The organism is Vibrio sp. K4 (assembly GCF_051122595.1).
Classification (GTDB): Bacteria; Pseudomonadota; Gammaproteobacteria; order Enterobacterales; family Vibrionaceae; genus Vibrio; species Vibrio owensii.
The window spans coordinates 2,721,391-2,737,219 of record NZ_CP178577.1; the positions used below are offsets into that span (position 1 = coordinate 2,721,391).

At 45.7% G+C, this 15,829-nt stretch carries 14 protein-coding genes; 3 read left to right on the top strand and 11 right to left on the bottom strand.

Translation table 11 applies throughout. The features are described from left to right. Positions 1-30: 30 nt before the first annotated feature. From ACLIIY_RS12200 to trmJ, 3 genes are all read right to left on the bottom strand, one after another. Positions 31-1,245 (bottom strand): IscS subfamily cysteine desulfurase, encoded by a 1,215-nt coding sequence (locus ACLIIY_RS12200; RefSeq protein WP_009705575.1) that lies wholly within the window; start codon positions 1,243-1,245, stop codon positions 31-33. A gap of 28 nt (positions 1,246-1,273) precedes the next feature. Beyond that, positions 1,274-1,780 (bottom strand): Fe-S cluster assembly transcriptional regulator IscR, encoded by a 507-nt coding sequence (gene iscR, locus ACLIIY_RS12205; protein WP_027726597.1) that lies wholly within the window; start codon positions 1,778-1,780, stop codon positions 1,274-1,276. 125 nt (positions 1,781-1,905) lie between these two features. After that, a complete protein-coding gene (gene trmJ / locus ACLIIY_RS12210) occupies positions 1,906-2,625 on the bottom strand; it encodes a tRNA (cytosine(32)/uridine(32)-2'-O)-methyltransferase TrmJ (RefSeq protein ID WP_061010843.1) in 720 nt (239 codons plus the stop codon). Between the two features lie 231 nt (positions 2,626-2,856). Between trmJ and suhB the strand changes: the two genes are divergently transcribed. Further along, positions 2,857-3,660 carry an inositol-1-monophosphatase gene (gene suhB / locus ACLIIY_RS12215; protein WP_005440321.1) on the top strand — a complete coding sequence of 268 codons (804 nt, stop codon included), beginning with the start codon at positions 2,857-2,859 and terminating at the stop codon, positions 3,658-3,660. 181 nt (positions 3,661-3,841) lie between these two features. Here suhB and secF read toward each other — a convergent pair whose 3' ends face one another. The 6 genes from secF to ACLIIY_RS12245 form a co-directional block, all read right to left on the bottom strand. Further along, positions 3,842-4,789 (bottom strand): protein translocase subunit SecF, encoded by a 948-nt coding sequence (secF, locus tag ACLIIY_RS12220; protein WP_005440322.1) that lies wholly within the window; start codon positions 4,787-4,789, stop codon positions 3,842-3,844. Between the two features lie 14 nt (positions 4,790-4,803). After that, positions 4,804-6,660, bottom strand: a complete 1,857-nt coding sequence (gene secD / locus ACLIIY_RS12225) for a protein translocase subunit SecD (RefSeq protein ID WP_080637354.1) — start codon at positions 6,658-6,660, stop codon at positions 4,804-4,806. A 21-nt stretch (positions 6,661-6,681) separates the two neighbouring features. Further along, on the bottom strand, positions 6,682-7,011 hold the full coding sequence (gene yajC, locus ACLIIY_RS12230; RefSeq protein ID WP_005424903.1) for a preprotein translocase subunit YajC: 330 nt from the start codon (positions 7,009-7,011) through the stop codon (positions 6,682-6,684). Between the two features lie 177 nt (positions 7,012-7,188). After that, a complete protein-coding gene (gene tgt / locus ACLIIY_RS12235; RefSeq protein WP_009705571.1) occupies positions 7,189-8,325 on the bottom strand; it encodes a tRNA guanosine(34) transglycosylase Tgt in 1,137 nt (378 codons plus the stop codon). Positions 8,326-8,532: 207 nt separating this feature from the next. After that, positions 8,533-9,585, bottom strand: a complete 1,053-nt coding sequence (queA, locus tag ACLIIY_RS12240; protein WP_434527664.1) for a tRNA preQ1(34) S-adenosylmethionine ribosyltransferase-isomerase QueA — start codon at positions 9,583-9,585, stop codon at positions 8,533-8,535. 228 nt (positions 9,586-9,813) lie between these two features. Continuing rightward, positions 9,814-10,983, bottom strand: coding sequence for a trypsin-like serine protease (locus ACLIIY_RS12245; protein WP_434527665.1), 1,170 nt, complete (start codon positions 10,981-10,983; stop codon positions 9,814-9,816). 260 nt (positions 10,984-11,243) lie between these two features. Between ACLIIY_RS12245 and ACLIIY_RS12250 the strand changes: the two genes are divergently transcribed. Together ACLIIY_RS12250 and ACLIIY_RS12255 are read left to right on the top strand one after the other, a co-directional pair. Next, positions 11,244-11,465, top strand: a complete 222-nt coding sequence (locus tag ACLIIY_RS12250; protein ID WP_032802582.1) for a hypothetical protein — start codon at positions 11,244-11,246, stop codon at positions 11,463-11,465. A 234-nt stretch (positions 11,466-11,699) separates the two neighbouring features. After that, a complete protein-coding gene (locus ACLIIY_RS12255; RefSeq protein WP_009705566.1) occupies positions 11,700-12,146 on the top strand; it encodes a CBS domain-containing protein in 447 nt (148 codons plus the stop codon). 107 nt (positions 12,147-12,253) lie between these two features. Here ACLIIY_RS12255 and aceA read toward each other — a convergent pair whose 3' ends face one another. Next, positions 12,254-13,567: an isocitrate lyase gene (aceA, locus tag ACLIIY_RS12260; RefSeq protein WP_005440333.1), complete on the bottom strand. Its 1,314-nt coding sequence runs from the start codon at positions 13,565-13,567 to the stop codon at positions 12,254-12,256. Positions 13,568-13,715: 148 nt separating this feature from the next. Then, on the bottom strand, positions 13,716-15,344 hold the full coding sequence (gene aceB / locus ACLIIY_RS12265) for a malate synthase A (RefSeq protein ID WP_050907734.1): 1,629 nt from the start codon (positions 15,342-15,344) through the stop codon (positions 13,716-13,718). Between the last annotated feature and the right edge of the window lie 485 nt (positions 15,345-15,829).

Sequence of the window (15,829 nt, forward strand, 5' to 3'; positions counted from 1 at the left end):
TACCTCGAATCCTCTATTCAGTCCGTGAGATTAATGGTGAGCCCATTCAACAGTGCTCAGATCAACCCCTTCCTTGTACATATCCCATAGAGGAGACATGTCGCGTAGCTTAGTCACTGCAACGCGGATTTGTTCAATTGCGTAATCAATTTCTGCTTCAGTCGTGAAACGACCAAATGAGAAACGTACTGAGCTGTGTGCTAATTCGTCGTCTAGACCAAGTGCACGAAGAACGTAAGATGGCTCTAGGCTCGCTGATGTACAAGCACTACCAGAAGATACTGCTAGGTCTTTTAGTGACATCAGTAGAGATTCGCCTTCTACGAATGCAAAGCTCACGTTTAGGTTGTGTGGAACACGCTGTTCTAGGTCACCGTTTACCGTTACTGCTTCAAGATCTTTAACGCCATCTAGAAGACGGTTACGAAGTGCTAGTGCGTGATCGTAATCTTTTTGCATGTCTTCTTTTGCCACGCGGAACGCTTCACCCATGCCCACGATTTGGTGAGTTGGAAGTGTACCAGAGCGGAAGCCACGCTCATGACCGCCACCGTGCATTTGCGCTTCAAGACGGATACGAGGTTTACGACGAACGTAAAGTGCACCGATACCTTTAGGGCCGTAAGCTTTGTGCGCAGACAGTGAAATAAGGTCAACTTTCATTTCTTGAACGTCGATTGGCAGTTTGCCTGCAGACTGTGCAGCATCCACATGGAATACAATCTTACGTTCGCGACATAGTTCGCCGATTGCGGTGATGTCTTGGATCACACCAATCTCGTTGTTAACGTGCATGATTGAAACCAAAACAGTGTCTTCACGCATTGCTGCTTGAAGTTTGTTTAGGTCAATCAGACCGTTTGATTCTGGCTCTAGGTAAGTCACTTCAAAGCCTTCGCGCTCTAGTTGACGACATGGGTCAAGAACGGCTTTGTGCTCTGTTTTACAAGTGATTACGTGTTTACCCTTCTTAGAGTAAAAATGAGCAGCACCTTTAATCGCAAGGTTGTCTGACTCGGTCGCACCTGATGTAAATACGATTTCGCGTGGATCTGCATTTAGAAGGTCAGCAATTTGCTCACGAGCAGTATCTACAGCTTCTTCTGCCTGCCAGCCGTAACGGTGCGAACGCGAAGCTGGGTTGCCAAATGTGCCATCCATTGTCATGTACTGAACCATTTTTTCAGCAACACGTGGATCTACTGGACATGTAGCGGAATAATCAAGATAAATCGGCAGTTTCATTCTCTACTCCAATGTAAAATGCAGACCGCTAAGAGCGGACGTTTACACCGATGGGCGCGGCGGTTGTATTTTTGTTTGATAACCCATGAGTTACCGCCAGATCAATGTCCTGACGATCAGAAATTTGTAAGACTTCGTTGTCTGTCATTAGCTCACCGAGCGTAATGTTATTCAAGAAATCACTAATACGAGAGCTTAGGTCACGCCATAGGGTGTGAGTTAGGCAACGTGTACCGCCTTGGCAATCTCCTTTACCTTGGCATTTAGTGGCATCAACTGACTCATCAACCGCTGCGATCACTGTACCGATCGCAATACTATGCGCCTCTGCACCTAGGCGGTAACCACCACCTGGACCACGAACGCTGGCTACGAGACCTGCTTTACGCAGTTTTGAAAAGAGCTGCTCTAAGTAAGAGAGCGAGATACCCTGACGCTCTGAAATATCAGCTAGAGGGACTGGGTTTTGTTGCGAGTGCAGTGCCACGTCCAGCATGGCTGTCACCGCATATCTTCCTTTAGATGTAAGTTTCATTCCACACCGTATCCACATGGTTTGTAATGACAAGGATATTCCCATACCTGACCATTTTGGTCAAGTATTTATTTGACTAATTTAGTCAGGTATTCATCCTTACACCTAAAGTGGTTATTATTTGTTCAGAGCTTCTTTTCAATCGCAGTCAAAACACCGCGTAAAATGTTCAACTCTTGAGCCTCTGGTCTTGCTCGTGAGTACAAGCGGCGTAGCTTGTTCATCACCTGACCTGGCTGTTCTTTGTTAATAAACTGGGTCTCCACCATCACCTTTTCAAGGTGTTCAAAGAACATTTCTAGCTCTTTATGACGTGGATATTCTTCAGGCTCACTTGGTGTGTATTGGCTTTGCTCCAAGTTGAGATGTGCAACGCGCACTTCATAACTCAAGGTTTGAACCGCCATCGCTAAGTTTAGCGAGCTGTATTCAGGGTTAGCAGGGATACAAACATGGTAGTGGCACTTCTGCAATTCATCGTTAGTTAGGCCCGTTCTTTCGCGGCCAAATACCAGCGCTACAGGGTGCTTTTGGCCTTCAATAGCGAACTTTTCACCACATTCACGAGGCTCAAGCATTGGCCACTCAAGTGTGCGTGAGCGAGCACTTGAACCGACTACAAGACCACAATCTTCAATGGCTTCATCAAGCGTACTTACGACGGCTGCATTTTGTGCAATGTCACCAGCTCCAGCTGCAAGAGCAAGTGTTTGCTCATCAACTTCACATTGCGGATCAACTAATACAAGTTGGCTTAAACCCATAACTTTCATTGCTCGCGCAGCGGAGCCAATGTTGCCTGAATGAGAAGTTCCGACGAGTACGATTTTTACTTGATCCAACATCTGTATTTGCTACCTAAATTAAAACCGAAGGATGTTACCATAATTTTTTTACACACCCTAGGGTGAAGCAGGTTTCTATTCGTATTCTCATCAATTGTTTTCTTCTCTAGCGAGAGAGATATCACGGCGAGCGCTTCTTGCGAACAAAAAATAACCACTTCCCTTTTCCCTTGACTCTGGTATACTCGCCGCCGCTTTAAATTGTTCTTTAACATCCGTTGGGAAATTCGTATGCATCCAATGCTAAACATTGCTATTCGCGCTGCGCGAAAAGCAGGCAATCATATTGCTAAATCATTAGAAAACACAGATAAAATTGAATCTACGCTAAAAGGCACTAATGACTTTGTTACTAACGTAGACAAAGAAGCAGAAGCTATCATCATCGATACTATCAAGCACTCTTACCCAGAGCACTGTATCGTTTCTGAAGAAGCTGGTCTTATCGAAGGTAAAGATAAAGACGTACAATGGATCATCGACCCAATGGATGGCACTAATAACTTTGTAAAAGGTTACCCAACTTTCGCAGTGTCTATCGCGGTTCGCTTCAAAGGTAAAACTGAAGTAGCTTGTGTATACGATCCAATGCAAAACGAGCTATTCACTGCACAACGTGGTGCTGGCGCTCAACTAAACAACGCTCGTATCCGTGTTACTCAACTTAAAGACCTACATGGTACTGTTTTAGCGACTGGTTTCCCATTCAAACAGAAGCAACACTCTGAGTCTTACATCAAGATCGTAGGTTCTCTATTCACTGAGTGTGCCGATTTCCGTCGTAGCGGTTGTTCTGCTCTTGACCTATGTTACGTGGCTGCTGGTCGTGTAGATGGTTACTTCGAGCTAGGTCTAAAACCTTGGCAAATGGCTGCAGGCGAGCTTATCGCTCGTGAAGCTGGCGCAATCCTAACTGACTTCGCAGGCGGTACTGACTACATGAAGTCTGGTAACATTGTTGCTTCTAGCGCTCGTGGCGTGAAATCTCTTCTTAAGCACGTTCGCGAAAACGGCAACAGCGCGATCCTTAAGTAAGATTCTAAAGTCATACTAAGCCCGTCACGCTGATGACTTTTGAATAGCCCCGCTCATTGAGCGGGGCTTTTTTATATCTGAAATTCACTAACCAGTTCAAACGTCACTTAAGCAAGTTTCTTCAGGTATAAAAAAAACCGCTGACTGCTCAGCGGTTTTTGTTTTCGGTCCTCAATCTGCCTTATGGCATCTCGTCGAACTCTGCACCTTCTTTTTCTACTTGAGGTGGCATCAAGTGCTCTTTCTGGATACCCAGTTTCAGCGCTAGTGCTGATGCTACGTAGATAGAAGAGTAAGTACCTACCGTGATACCAAGTAGAAGTGCGGTTGCGAAGCCGTGAATCATCGCACCACCCTGCATGAACAGTGCAATTACTACGAACAAGGTTGTACCCGACGTAATCAATGTACGGCTCAATGTTTGAGTGATTGACGCATCCATGATGTCTGAAGGTTCGCCCTTACGCATCTTACGGAAGTTTTCACGAATCCGGTCGAATACAACGATGGTATCGTTGAGCGAGTAACCAACAACCGTGAGTAGCGCCGCTACGATGGTTAGGTCCACTTCGATTTGCATAAGTGAGAAGACACCCAGCGTGATAATAATATCGTGTGCCAGTGCCATTACCGCACCAGCCGCTAGACGCCATTCGAATCGCATCGATACGTAGATCAGGATACAGATCAGCGATACAAGAATCGCTAGACCGCCCGCTTCTGTTAGCTCATCACCAACGTTTGGACCTACGAATTCAATACGACGCATTTCTACGCTTTCGCCCGTACCTTCTTTGATAGCACCAATGATTTGGTTACCTAGTGTTTCACCAGACATATCGTCACGAGGACGAAGACGAACCATTACATCGCGAGCACTACCAAAGTTTTGTACTGTCGCATCGCCGAAGCCTTTTGAATCTAGTGCTGCACGAATCTCTTCAAGGTTTGCTGGTTGTTCAAAACCTACCTCGATAAGCGTACCACCAGTAAAGTCTAGGCCCCAGTTCAACCATTTGGTTGATAGCGTGAAGATAGAAGCAGCGATCATAACGATAGAGAATACGAACGCGACTTTCGACCAACGCATAAAGCCGATCGTGTTTTCTGCTTTTAGAATTTGAAACATATTAATTCCCAGCCTTAGATCGACAATTTATCAACGCGTTTGCCACCGTAAATCAGGTTCACGATACAACGTGTACCCACAATAGCGGTGAACATTGAAGTTAAGATACCGATAGATAGTGTTACCGCGAAACCTTTCACCGCACCTGTACCCACTGCAAATAGAATGATTGCAGTGATAAGTGTTGTGATGTTCGCATCGGCAATGGTACTGAATGCGTTAGCGTAACCTTGGTGAATCGCTTGTTGTGGACTGCGTCCATCTCGAAGTTCTTCACGGATACGCTCAAATATCAGCACGTTCGCATCGACCGCCATACCGACGGTTAATACAATACCGGCAATACCTGGCAGCGTCATAGTAGCACCTGGAATCATCGACATAACACCAATGATAAGCACCAAGTTGGCCATCAACGCGATGTTAGCAATCAGACCGAAGCCACGGTAGTAAAGCAGCGTAAACAGCATTACGGCAACCATACCCCAGATACATGCTTGGATACCCATATCGATGTTTTGCTGACCCATTGATGGACCAATGGTACGTTCTTCAACGATAGAGATAGGTGCGATCAGTGCACCAGCACGTAGTAGAAGTGCTAGGTTGTGCGCTTCTGCTGCAGAGTCGATACCTGTGATACGGAAGTTACGCCCAAGAGCCGATTGAATCGTTGCTTGGTTGATGACTTCTTCATGCTTATCAAGGATAACTTTGCCTTCAGGCGTACGACGACCACTGTCTTTGTATTCTGCAAATACGGTAGCCATCAGCTTACCGATGTTCTTCTTAGAGAACGCAGACATTTTGTTACCACCTTCGCTGTCTAGCGAGATGTTTACTTGTGGACGACCGTATTCATCAACACTTGAGCTTGCATCCGTGATGCTTTGACCACCAAGAATAACGCGCTTCTTAAGCACAACAGGGCGACCATCACGGTCCATCTTGATTTCGCTACCTGCTGGCGCGCGACCATTTGCCGCCGCTGATAGGTCAGCTTTATCGTCAACTTCGCGGAACTCTAGTGTTGCCGTAGCACCTAGAATTTCCTTCGCACGAGCTGTGTCTTGAACACCAGGTAGTTCAACTACGATGCGGCTAGCACCTTGACGTTGAACCAATGGTTCAGCAACACCCAGTTCGTTAACACGGTTACGAAGAATCGTGATGTTTTGTTCAACTGCGTAGTTACGTATCTCTTGTAAACGTTGCTCGGTAAAGGTGGCAATCAACGCGTAACGACCATTAGAATCAGAGTCGACAAAGTTCATGTCTGGGTGATTCTTTTCTAGCGTTGCTTTCGCTTCCGCTAGTTGCTCCTCATTACGTAGCAATACTTCGACACCTTCTGTACCAGAAGGACGGATTGCACGGTAACGGATCTTAGCTTCACGAAGTTCGCTACGGAAAGCTTCTTCTTGTTGACCAACCAACTTCTCCATCGCCGCGTCCATGTCGACTTCCATTAGGAAGTGAACACCACCACGTAGGTCAAGACCTAGTTTAAGTGGCGACGCACCGATTGCTTCTAGCCAATCTGGCGTAGCAGGAGCAAGGTTTAGTGCAACAATTTTATCTTGGCCAAGCGCTTCGCTGATGATATCGCGGGCACTGATTTGAGTGTCAGTGTCATTGAAACGAACAAGGATTGATCCATTCTCGAGAGCAATGGATTTATGAGAGAGTTGCTCTTTATCAAGAGCTTTGGTGACAGCATCCAGCGTTGACATATCTACAGAGGCGCCACGCGCCCCTGTAACTTGAATAGCCGGATCTTCACCGTAGATATTTGGAAGTGCGTACAACGCAGCGGTGATGATGGCAAAAAATACCATCAAGTACTTCCATAATGGATAACGGTTTAGCACAGCGAGGATCCTTTAGCTGTTTTATAGAGACTTCAGCGTACCTTTTGGTAGCACTGCAGTTACGAAGTCTTTCTTGATTACAACTTCATTGTTTGCGTTTAGCTCAATTGAAATGAAATCGTTGTCTTCAGCAATCTTAGTGATTTTACCTACTAGACCACCGCTTGTTAGAACTTCATCACCTTTGCCCATAGAAGACATTAGGTTCTTGTGTTCTTTAACACGCTTAGATTGTGGACGGTAGATCATGAAGTAGAAGATCACCGCGAACATGCCTAGCATGATTAGCATTTCAAAACCGCCGCCTGCTGGAGCGCCTTCTGCTGCTGCGTGAGCTTGAGAAATAAACATTAAAACATCCTCATTATATTTTATTGATAATCCAACAAGTTGGGCTTTCGTAATTTAGATTCAAGTTTGAGAGTGAGTAATAGAGATCACCTTCTCAAAAATAACGTACGTTAGCCTACTTTATTAGCAAAAGCCTCTGGCAACATGCCAAAGGCTTTAATTCTTTTAATCTGTCAATTACTGCTCTTTTGCTAGTGGTGGTACTTCACGACCACGACGCTCATAGAACTCAGTAACGAACTCATCGAAACGATCTTCATCAATCGCCTTACGAATGCTTTCCATCAGACGCTGGTAGTAGCGCAGGTTGTGGATAGTGTTCAGACGAGCACCTAGGATTTCGTTACAACGCTCTAGGTGGTGAAGGTACGATTTGCTGTAGTGCTGACAAGTGTAACAGTCACAATGCGGATCTAGCGGAGTTGTATCCGTTTTATGTTTCGCATTACGGATCTTGATCACACCACCAGTCACAAACAGGTGACCATTACGCGCGTTACGCGTTGGCATTACACAGTCAAACATGTCGATACCACGACGAACACCTTCAACCAAGTCTTCCGGTTTGCCTACGCCCATTAGGTAACGAGGCTTGTCTTCTGGAAGCTGTGGACATGTGTGCTCAAGAATACGGTGCATGTCTTCTTTCGGTTCACCTACTGCAAGGCCACCAACTGCGTAGCCATCAAAGCCGATTTCTGTCAGACCTTTGATAGACACATCACGTAGATCTTCGTAAACACCACCTTGAACGATACCAAATAGGTTGTTCGGGTTTTCTAGCTTATCGAAGTGATCACGTGAGCGTTGTGCCCAACGTAGTGACATTTCCATCGATTTTTTCGCTTCGTTGTGTGTCGCTGGGTATGGCGTACACTCGTCGAAGATCATTACGATGTCAGAACCTAGGTCTTTTTGGATTTCCATCGACTTTTCAGCGTCCATGAAAATCTTATCGCCGTTTACAGGGCTACGGAAGTGAACACCTTTCTCAGTGATCTTACGCATTTTGCCTAGGCTGAATACTTGGAAACCGCCTGAATCGGTAAGAATAGGACCGTGCCAGTTCATGAAATCGTGCAGGTCACCGTGCATTTTCATCACTTCTTGACCAGGACGTAGCCATAGGTGGAAAGTGTTACCTAGCAAGATTTCTGCGCCAGTACCTTTCACTTCTTCTGGTGTCATACCTTTAACAGTACCGTAAGTACCTACTGGCATGAACGCAGGAGTTTGAACAGTGCCACGTTCGAAGGTCAGTTGACCACGACGCGCATTGCCGTTTTTCTTCTTAAGATCGAATTTTAATTTCACGATGCCTCCGGGTGTCAGAGAAACAGTCTGACTATGTATCCAGGGTGGTAAACCCTATTTTAAGGAGCGGTCGCTTTTCCGTGCGAGAGACAAAGCGGAGATTCCGCTTTATTTCCTAGCTTACTGCTAGCACTCGTAAATCGTTAGTTTTCTCCCCCTCCTAGCCTCCCCCCTTTTTGAGGGGAGGGCTAGAGAGGGGTTAAAACATTATGCGGTCTTCTTTTTGATAAACATTGAATCACCGTACGAGAAGAAGCGGTATTTGTTTTCCACCGCGTGCTTGTAAGCATTCATGGTGTTCTCGTAACCTGCAAACGCACTTACCAACATGATCAGGGTTGATTCAGGTAAGTGGAAGTTGGTGATCAAGCAATCCACCAGCTGGTACTCGTAACCAGGGTAGATAAAAATTTCAGTATCGCCAAAGAATGGAACCAGTTCTGTGCCTTTCTTTAGCGCGTCTTGTGCTGCACTTTCTAGTGAGCGAACAGACGTTGTACCAACAGCGACGATACGGCCACCGCGCGCCTTAGTTGCGTTAATCGCATCTACTACGTCTTGTGGTACTTCAACGTATTCTGCGTGCATGTGGTGATCGTTGATGTCATCCACTTTAACTGGCTGGAACGTACCCGCACCTACGTGCAGAGTGACGTACGCAAACTTCGCGCCTTTCGCTTTGATTTTCTCAAGTAGAACATCATCAAAGTGAAGACCCGCCGTTGGTGCTGCAACCGCACCTGGCTTTTGGTTATAAACCGTTTGGTAACGCTCTTTATCTGCGTCTTCATCTGGGCGGTCGATGTATGGAGGAAGTGGCATGTGACCAATTTCTTCCAGAATCTCGAGTACCGTCTTATCAGAGTTAAATTTCAGTTCAAACAGTGCGTCATGACGAGCGACCATTTGCGCTGAGTATTCATCGTTCTCACCAACCAAGATCGTTGTGCCTGGTTTTGGCGATTTAGAACAACGAACGTGCGCCAGAATGCTTTTCTCGTCGAGCATGCGCTCCACTAACACTTCTAGCTTACCGCCTGATTCTTTACGACCAAATAAACGCGCAGGAATAACGCGAGTATTGTTGAAAACCACTAGGTCACCGGCTTGAACTTGCTCCAGCACATCGGTAAACGTGCCATCAATAAGTTCACCAGTATTGCCGTCCATTTGCAGCAGTCGGCTAGCTGTACGCTCTGGTTGAGGGTAGCGAGCGATGAGTTCATCTGGAAGGTCGAAATGGAAATCTGATACTTGCATGTTACTTGTCTTATCTATTGGTCAAATCACGTCAAAGACGACGATAAAATTGCGACGAGTTTTTCGCAGCAGACTAGTATATGTTTACATGCTGCAATAGCAAGCAAATCCCCCTAGATTGACTGTAAAAGCTTTCACCAAGAGTGTAATAAAACGTGAAAGAGGCAAAACAGACGCGCATAAAAAAAGCAACGAAGTTCGCTGCTTTTTAAAATGTTTATCAGTCGTTTAACTTTTGCGTCGGCGCGCCCACACCAGTGGAACCAATAAGCCGAATAGCCAAGCGCCTAGGCTACCACCGTCGTCCTCAGAACCTCTGAAATCACAATTGTTGGTCGCAATGCCATCGTGGCACTCCTCTTCCCCACCACCACTTCCACTATTCGCTTCTTTGATGAAATTAGGCTCAATGATGTAACTGCTCGGAGGGCCACCGGCGGTGATGTAAGACTGCACCCAATCGTAATATTGGCTCACTTTGGTGTAGAAGCTTGGGATCGTCAAAGAGCCACACGTAGGCAGAATAAGAGGCGCACCACTAACAATTCCAATCTGTTTGCCCGTCGCCACATCCACCAGCGGACCACCACTATCACCTTTACACGCGGAGTTGCCATACTGAGTGTGGCTATCCGGTTCTAACACTCGGTTTTTCGTTGGTAGTGTACAGATTTTGGTTTGGTTCTCTCTGGAATCAATGATCCCCGGAAAACTGCTGCCAATTTCTAAACGCTCATAACATTTATCGATAGGTAAAAATGTACTGATGGTAGTTTTGAGCGTATTGGAAGGTTCAGATGCATCCGGCTGAGTGGTTCCCCACCCAAATACTTGCACGTTTTCGACACGTTGATTGGTCAGGTCGCTATCGTTCCAATCCGCTGCCAGACGCGCTTCGATATTCTCCATATCAGTTTTATTCGCTAAGTCGGCAAAGCGTGCATTTGCTACTGGACGTGTGAGATACAATAACGCGATGTCTGAATCTAAACCCGTTTGGATAGGTTTCACATTGCCGTTGCTGTCAATCTCAGCTTTTGAAATTCGGGTGTAGTCAGGGTGAACCACAACGTGAGACACAAGATAAAAGTTATCCAGCCCTGCTGAATTGAGTTCATACACATTGGCATTCACCGACAGTTCTCCCGGCGGGGTAACATAGTAGCTCGCTTCGTCGGTTCCTTGCCCCATCACCACACAGTGTGCCGCAGTTAATACCCACTGTTCTGTTAGCATGGTGCCGCCACACAGCGGAAACTCTGCCATGTTACTTGCGCGTAAAGTCACACGATCAACCGGGTCGGTTTGCTCATCTCCTAACACAATCGCTTGAGCGGATTGCACACTGAATGCCGCCACTGCCAAAGCAATGAGCTTGTTACACGTCGTTCGTTCCATTTAGGTTGTAATCTTCAATCTGGTAAGCCTGAGTGTATCTTCTTCCAGAGGCTTATCTTGGAAAATCAAGCAAGTAAAAATGTGCGATTCAACTCATTAGATTACATTCTGACCACATCCCTTATCAGTGAAAAATGCAAACTGACTCGCATTGAGTTTTTCAACAGCAAATAGCAATAATTAACAAACTAATCAGTAATAATTTCTTTGAACTATAGTGAAGGTGAGCATTTGCTCTTTGAACATTGATTGAGGTAAGTATGAAGATGTTAACTATGGCGTTAAGTGCTGCCGTACTCGTGTTTTCTTCCGGTACACTCGCAAACTCTAACCACCAGAAAATCACCGCAATGCAACAAGCGTGTGACTTAAAGCAGGTCCCTCGTTTATGTGCGGTCAACCTTCCTGATAAAAGCTATATCGGCCGATGTGTGGACGCGAAAGCTTATGGTCTTATCTGTGTGCATTTCAAGCAACGTTAAGAGTAACCAAAGCTAAGGTTTTAACGCCTTAGCTTTGGTTATTTATGATAGCGCTTACATCCTAGATTCGTCCTAAATGAGTAGCTGGATTTATGGAAAACACCAGTTCATTTTCACCTCTGATTGATCTCCATCTAATCGTTTTATTTTATTAGTGAAAAACGAGTTAGCTCCCAGATATACAGCAAAATATTCTCTATATTTAAGAGAAGGACAATGCCGCTGGAGGTCTCTATGATCAAGGTTGAAGACATGATGACTCGCAACCCTCATACCTTGCTGCGTGAGCACACATTACGTGACGCAAAAAGCATGATGGAAGCGCTTGATATTCGACATATTCCGGTTGTTGATGCCAATAAACACCTAAAAGGCTTGGTGACTCAACGCGATATTCTTGCTGCACAAGAATCCTGCTTGCACCCAGATGAGGCTGAACAATCTTTTACCCTCGACACACCGCTTTACCAAATGATGCACACCAACATCATGACCGCTGAACCAAGAGCAGGTTTAAAGGAAAGCGCAATCTATATGCAAAAGCACAAAGTTGGTTGTTTACCTGTGGTCAATAAAGGTCACTTGGTGGGCATCATCACCGATACAGACTTTGTAACCATTGCGATTAACTTGTTAGAACTGCAAGAAGAAACAGAACCAGAAGAAATCGAAGCAGAGTAATAAGCAACGAAACGTTAGTTGCCCAGATTACAGGCAAAAAAAAAGAGCGGCTCAATCGCCGCTCAAAGATGTCATTACTAACGTAGTAATTGTGGACTCTATGCTGATTAGAATTGGTCTTCTTCAGTAGAACCTGTCAGTGCTGTCACTGATGAGTTACCACCTTGGATTGTATTGGTCATTCTATCGAAGTAACCCGTACCAACCTCTTGTTGGTGCGCTACGAACGTGTAGCCTTTTTCTGCCGCTTCAAACTCCGGACGCTGAACTTTCTCAACGTAATGACGCATGCCTTCGCCTTGTGCGTAAGCATGTGCCAGTTCGAACATGTTGAACCACATGTTGTGAATACCTGCTAGCGTGATGAACTGGTATTTGTAGCCCATGTTAGCCAGCTCTTGTTGGAACTTAGCAATGGTTTCTGCGTCTAGGTTCTTCTCCCAGTTGAATGAAGGCGAACAGTTGTATGCCAACAGTTGGTCTGGGTACTCTGCATGAATCGCTTCTGCAAACTTGCGTGCTTCTTCTAGACATGGCGTTGCTGTCTCACACCAGATTAGATCCGCATATGGCGCGTAAGCTAGACCACGAGAGATAGCTTGGTCGATACCTGCACGTACACGGTAGAAACCTTCTTGAGTACGCTCACCTTCGATGAAGTCTTTATCGTATGGGTCACAGTCAGATGTTAGTAGGTCTGCTGCGTTTGCATCGGTACGTGCGATTACTAGTGTTGTCGTACCAGCAACGTCCGCTGCTAGGCGAGCCGCGACCAGTTTTTGCACTGCTTCTTGAGTTGGAACCAGTACTTTACCGCCCATGTGACCACACTTCTTCACGGATGCCAGTTGGTCTTCAAAATGAACACCTGCCGCACCTGCGTCGATCATCGATTTCATTAGCTCGTAAGCGTTCAATACACCACCAAAGCCTGCTTCCGCATCCGCTACGATTGGTAGGAAGTAATCAATACCGCCTTCGTCTTCTGGCGACTTACCTGCTGACCACTGAATTTGGTCTGCACGACGGAATGAATTGTTGATACGTTTTACTACCGATGGTACAGAATCTACTGGGTACAGAGATTGGTCTGGATACATCGTCGAAGCGGTGTTGTTGTCCGCCGCTACCTGCCAACCTGATAGGTAAATCGCTTCAATACCAGCTTTTGCTTGCTGTACAGCTTGACCACCCGTCAGTGCACCAAGACAGTTTACGTAGCCTTTCTTTGAACTACCGTTGACCAGTGACCAAAGTTTGTCAGCACCACGTTGTGCGATTGTGTTCGCAGGCACCATAGAACCACGCAGTTCTACCACTTCTTCTGCTGTGTAAGTACGCTTTACGTTTTTCCAGCGTGGGTTGGTTGCCCAATCTTTTTCCAGAGCTTCAATTTGTTGGCGGCGAGTTAAGTTAGTCATTGGTCTATCCCTCTTATAATGTGCACTTGTGCATGTGCGTTGAGTTTTCCGTTCTCAGGCAGTACATCCTTATCTGCCTCGAATCCTTCACGTATTGGTTAAATAAACATGTATTAGTTAAATAAATTGAGTGTTCTAAATCTTTGGGTTAATCCAGGTAGTCGTAACCTGGAATGGTTAAAAAGTTGGTCAGTTCATCGCTTGTGGTGAGCCTTGCCATCAAGTCTGCCGCTTCTTCAAATCGACCTGCTTGGTAACGCTGCTCGCCAATTTCTTGCTTCACGACTTCAATCTCTTCTTTCAGATAGAGTTCGAACAGCTCTTTAGTGACCTTCAATCCGTTGTCGAGCGACTTGCCGTGTTGAATCCATTGCCAGATAGAAGCACGGGAGATTTCTGCCGTTGCTGCGTCTTCCATCAGTCCGTAAATCGGCACACAACCGTTGCCAGAAATCCAAGCTTCGATGTATTGCAGCGCAACGCGGATGTTGTGGCGCATACCTTCTTCTGAGCGCTCACCCTCACACGGTTCAAGCAGCTCTGCGGCGGTGATTGGTGCGTCTTCTGAGCGGCTCACGTCCAATTGGTTGGTGCGCTGCCCCAGTGTGGCACTGAATACTTCCATTGCGGTGTCTGCCAAACCTGGGTGTGCAACCCAAGTGCCGTCATGACCGTTGTTAGCTTCTAGCGATTTATCGTTGTGGATCTTATCCAGCACTTTTTGGTTTTCTTGTGGGTCTTTAGCCGGAATAAAGGCTGCCATACCGCCCATCGCAAATGCGCCACGTTTATGACAAGTTCGCACCAACAATCTTGAGTAAGCGTTGAGGAATGGCTTGTCCATGGTCACCACTTGGCGATCCGGAAGTACGCGATCTGGGTGGTTTTTCAGTGTTTTGATGTAGCTAAAGATGTAATCCCAGCGACCACAGTTCAAACCAACGATGTGCTCTTTCAGTGAGAACAGAATCTCATCCATTTCGAATACGGCTGGTAAGGTTTCAATCAGTACAGTCGCTTTGATGGTGCCTGTATCCAAACCAAAATACTCTTCGGTGAAATGGAACACTTCGCTCCACCACTTCGCTTCATGATGCGATTGCAGTTTTGGAATGTAGAAGTAAGGACCGCTTCCCTTTTTCAGTAGCGCTTTGTAGTTGTTGTAGAAGTACAGAGCGAAATCGAATAGCGCACCTGGAATGATCTGACCGTGCCACGTTACGTGTTTTTCTTTTAGATGCAGTCCGCGAACACGGCAGATCAACACCGCTGGGTCTTCTGCCAGCTGATAGTGTTTGCCATTGCCAGGGTTGGTGTAGCTGATAGTGCCATTAACAGCGTCGCGCAGGTTGATTTGACCATCCAGAACTTTACTCCATGCAGGGGACATCGAATCTTCGAAGTCTGCCATGAACACTTTTACATTCGCATTCAGTGCGTTAATCACCATCTTGCGATCAGTCGGTCCTGTAATCTCCACTCGGCGATCTTGCAGATCTTGCGGGATTCCAAGGATCTTCCAGCTTCCTTCACGAATGTCTTGTGTCTCTGGTAGAAAGTCTGGCAGTTCACCAGCGTCGATGCGTGCTTGCTTCTCTTCTCGTGCTTCCAGCAACTGTTCAACACGTCCGGCAAATTTTTCACACAGTAGAGTTAAAAAGGTTTGGGCTTCAACAGGGAAAATTGCTTGATGTTCAGGAGCAACGACTCCATTCACCTCAAGCATGCCTTGGGTTTGCTTTAGTTGTTGTGTTTTTTGTTCTGTCTGAGCAAGCATAATCATTCATCCTTAACGTGCTTTATTCATCTTGGGCAGTCAGCCTAAAGCTACATTTGTAAGTTATGAACAACAAATTACATCCTTCGATTTGGTGTTCACTTCGCTTCGTTGTGTCTATACATTGCGCAACCTGAATTGCTTTTTCAATCTAGACATAAGTCTTACAAGCCTTTAATTAAGCTAACCCAACAAAGGTTTAAGCGAAACCCCTTAAGTAAACAAAACGTTAAATTCAAAGTTTTATTCGGTATCAAACAAGTGTTTGATTTTTGAGTTTAATTTGTAAGTTATTACGTAATTAAATTACATCAAATTTACAGGTTATTTTTGAATTCAAACAAGCGTATGAATAGTGAGGCAGGAGAAAAATCCTTGTATTCACAAGGGCTAGGAAGAGGAAATTAAACGCGACTTAAACGCGTTACACAGGCAGTTGTGTAAAATTAACATTGTGAAATTTCACTATTTTATGAAAGCTTCAT

What these genes read in the sequence shown, in the direction of transcription:
- ACLIIY_RS12200 (WP_009705575.1), bottom strand. Translation starts at nt 1,245, where the DNA reads ATGAAACTGCCGATTTATCTTGATTATTCCGCTACATGTCCAGTAGAT.
- iscR (WP_027726597.1), bottom strand. Translation starts at nt 1,780, where the DNA reads ATGAAACTTACATCTAAAGGAAGATATGCGGTGACAGCCATGCTGGAC.
- trmJ (WP_061010843.1), bottom strand. Translation starts at nt 2,625, where the DNA reads ATGTTGGATCAAGTAAAAATCGTACTCGTCGGAACTTCTCATTCAGGC.
- suhB (WP_005440321.1), top strand. Translation starts at nt 2,857, where the DNA reads ATGCATCCAATGCTAAACATTGCTATTCGCGCTGCGCGAAAAGCAGGC.
- secF (WP_005440322.1), bottom strand. Translation starts at nt 4,789, where the DNA reads ATGTTTCAAATTCTAAAAGCAGAAAACACGATCGGCTTTATGCGTTGG.
- yajC (WP_005424903.1), bottom strand. Translation starts at nt 7,011, where the DNA reads ATGTTTATTTCTCAAGCTCACGCAGCAGCAGAAGGCGCTCCAGCAGGC.
- queA (WP_434527664.1), bottom strand. Translation starts at nt 9,585, where the DNA reads ATGCAAGTATCAGATTTCCATTTCGACCTTCCAGATGAACTCATCGCT.
- ACLIIY_RS12245 (WP_434527665.1), bottom strand. Translation starts at nt 10,983, where the DNA reads ATGGAACGAACGACGTGTAACAAGCTCATTGCTTTGGCAGTGGCGGCA.
- ACLIIY_RS12250 (WP_032802582.1), top strand. Translation starts at nt 11,244, where the DNA reads ATGAAGATGTTAACTATGGCGTTAAGTGCTGCCGTACTCGTGTTTTCT.
- ACLIIY_RS12255 (WP_009705566.1), top strand. Translation starts at nt 11,700, where the DNA reads ATGATCAAGGTTGAAGACATGATGACTCGCAACCCTCATACCTTGCTG.
- aceA (WP_005440333.1), bottom strand. Translation starts at nt 13,567, where the DNA reads ATGACTAACTTAACTCGCCGCCAACAAATTGAAGCTCTGGAAAAAGAT.
- aceB (WP_050907734.1), bottom strand. Translation starts at nt 15,344, where the DNA reads ATGCTTGCTCAGACAGAACAAAAAACACAACAACTAAAGCAAACCCAA.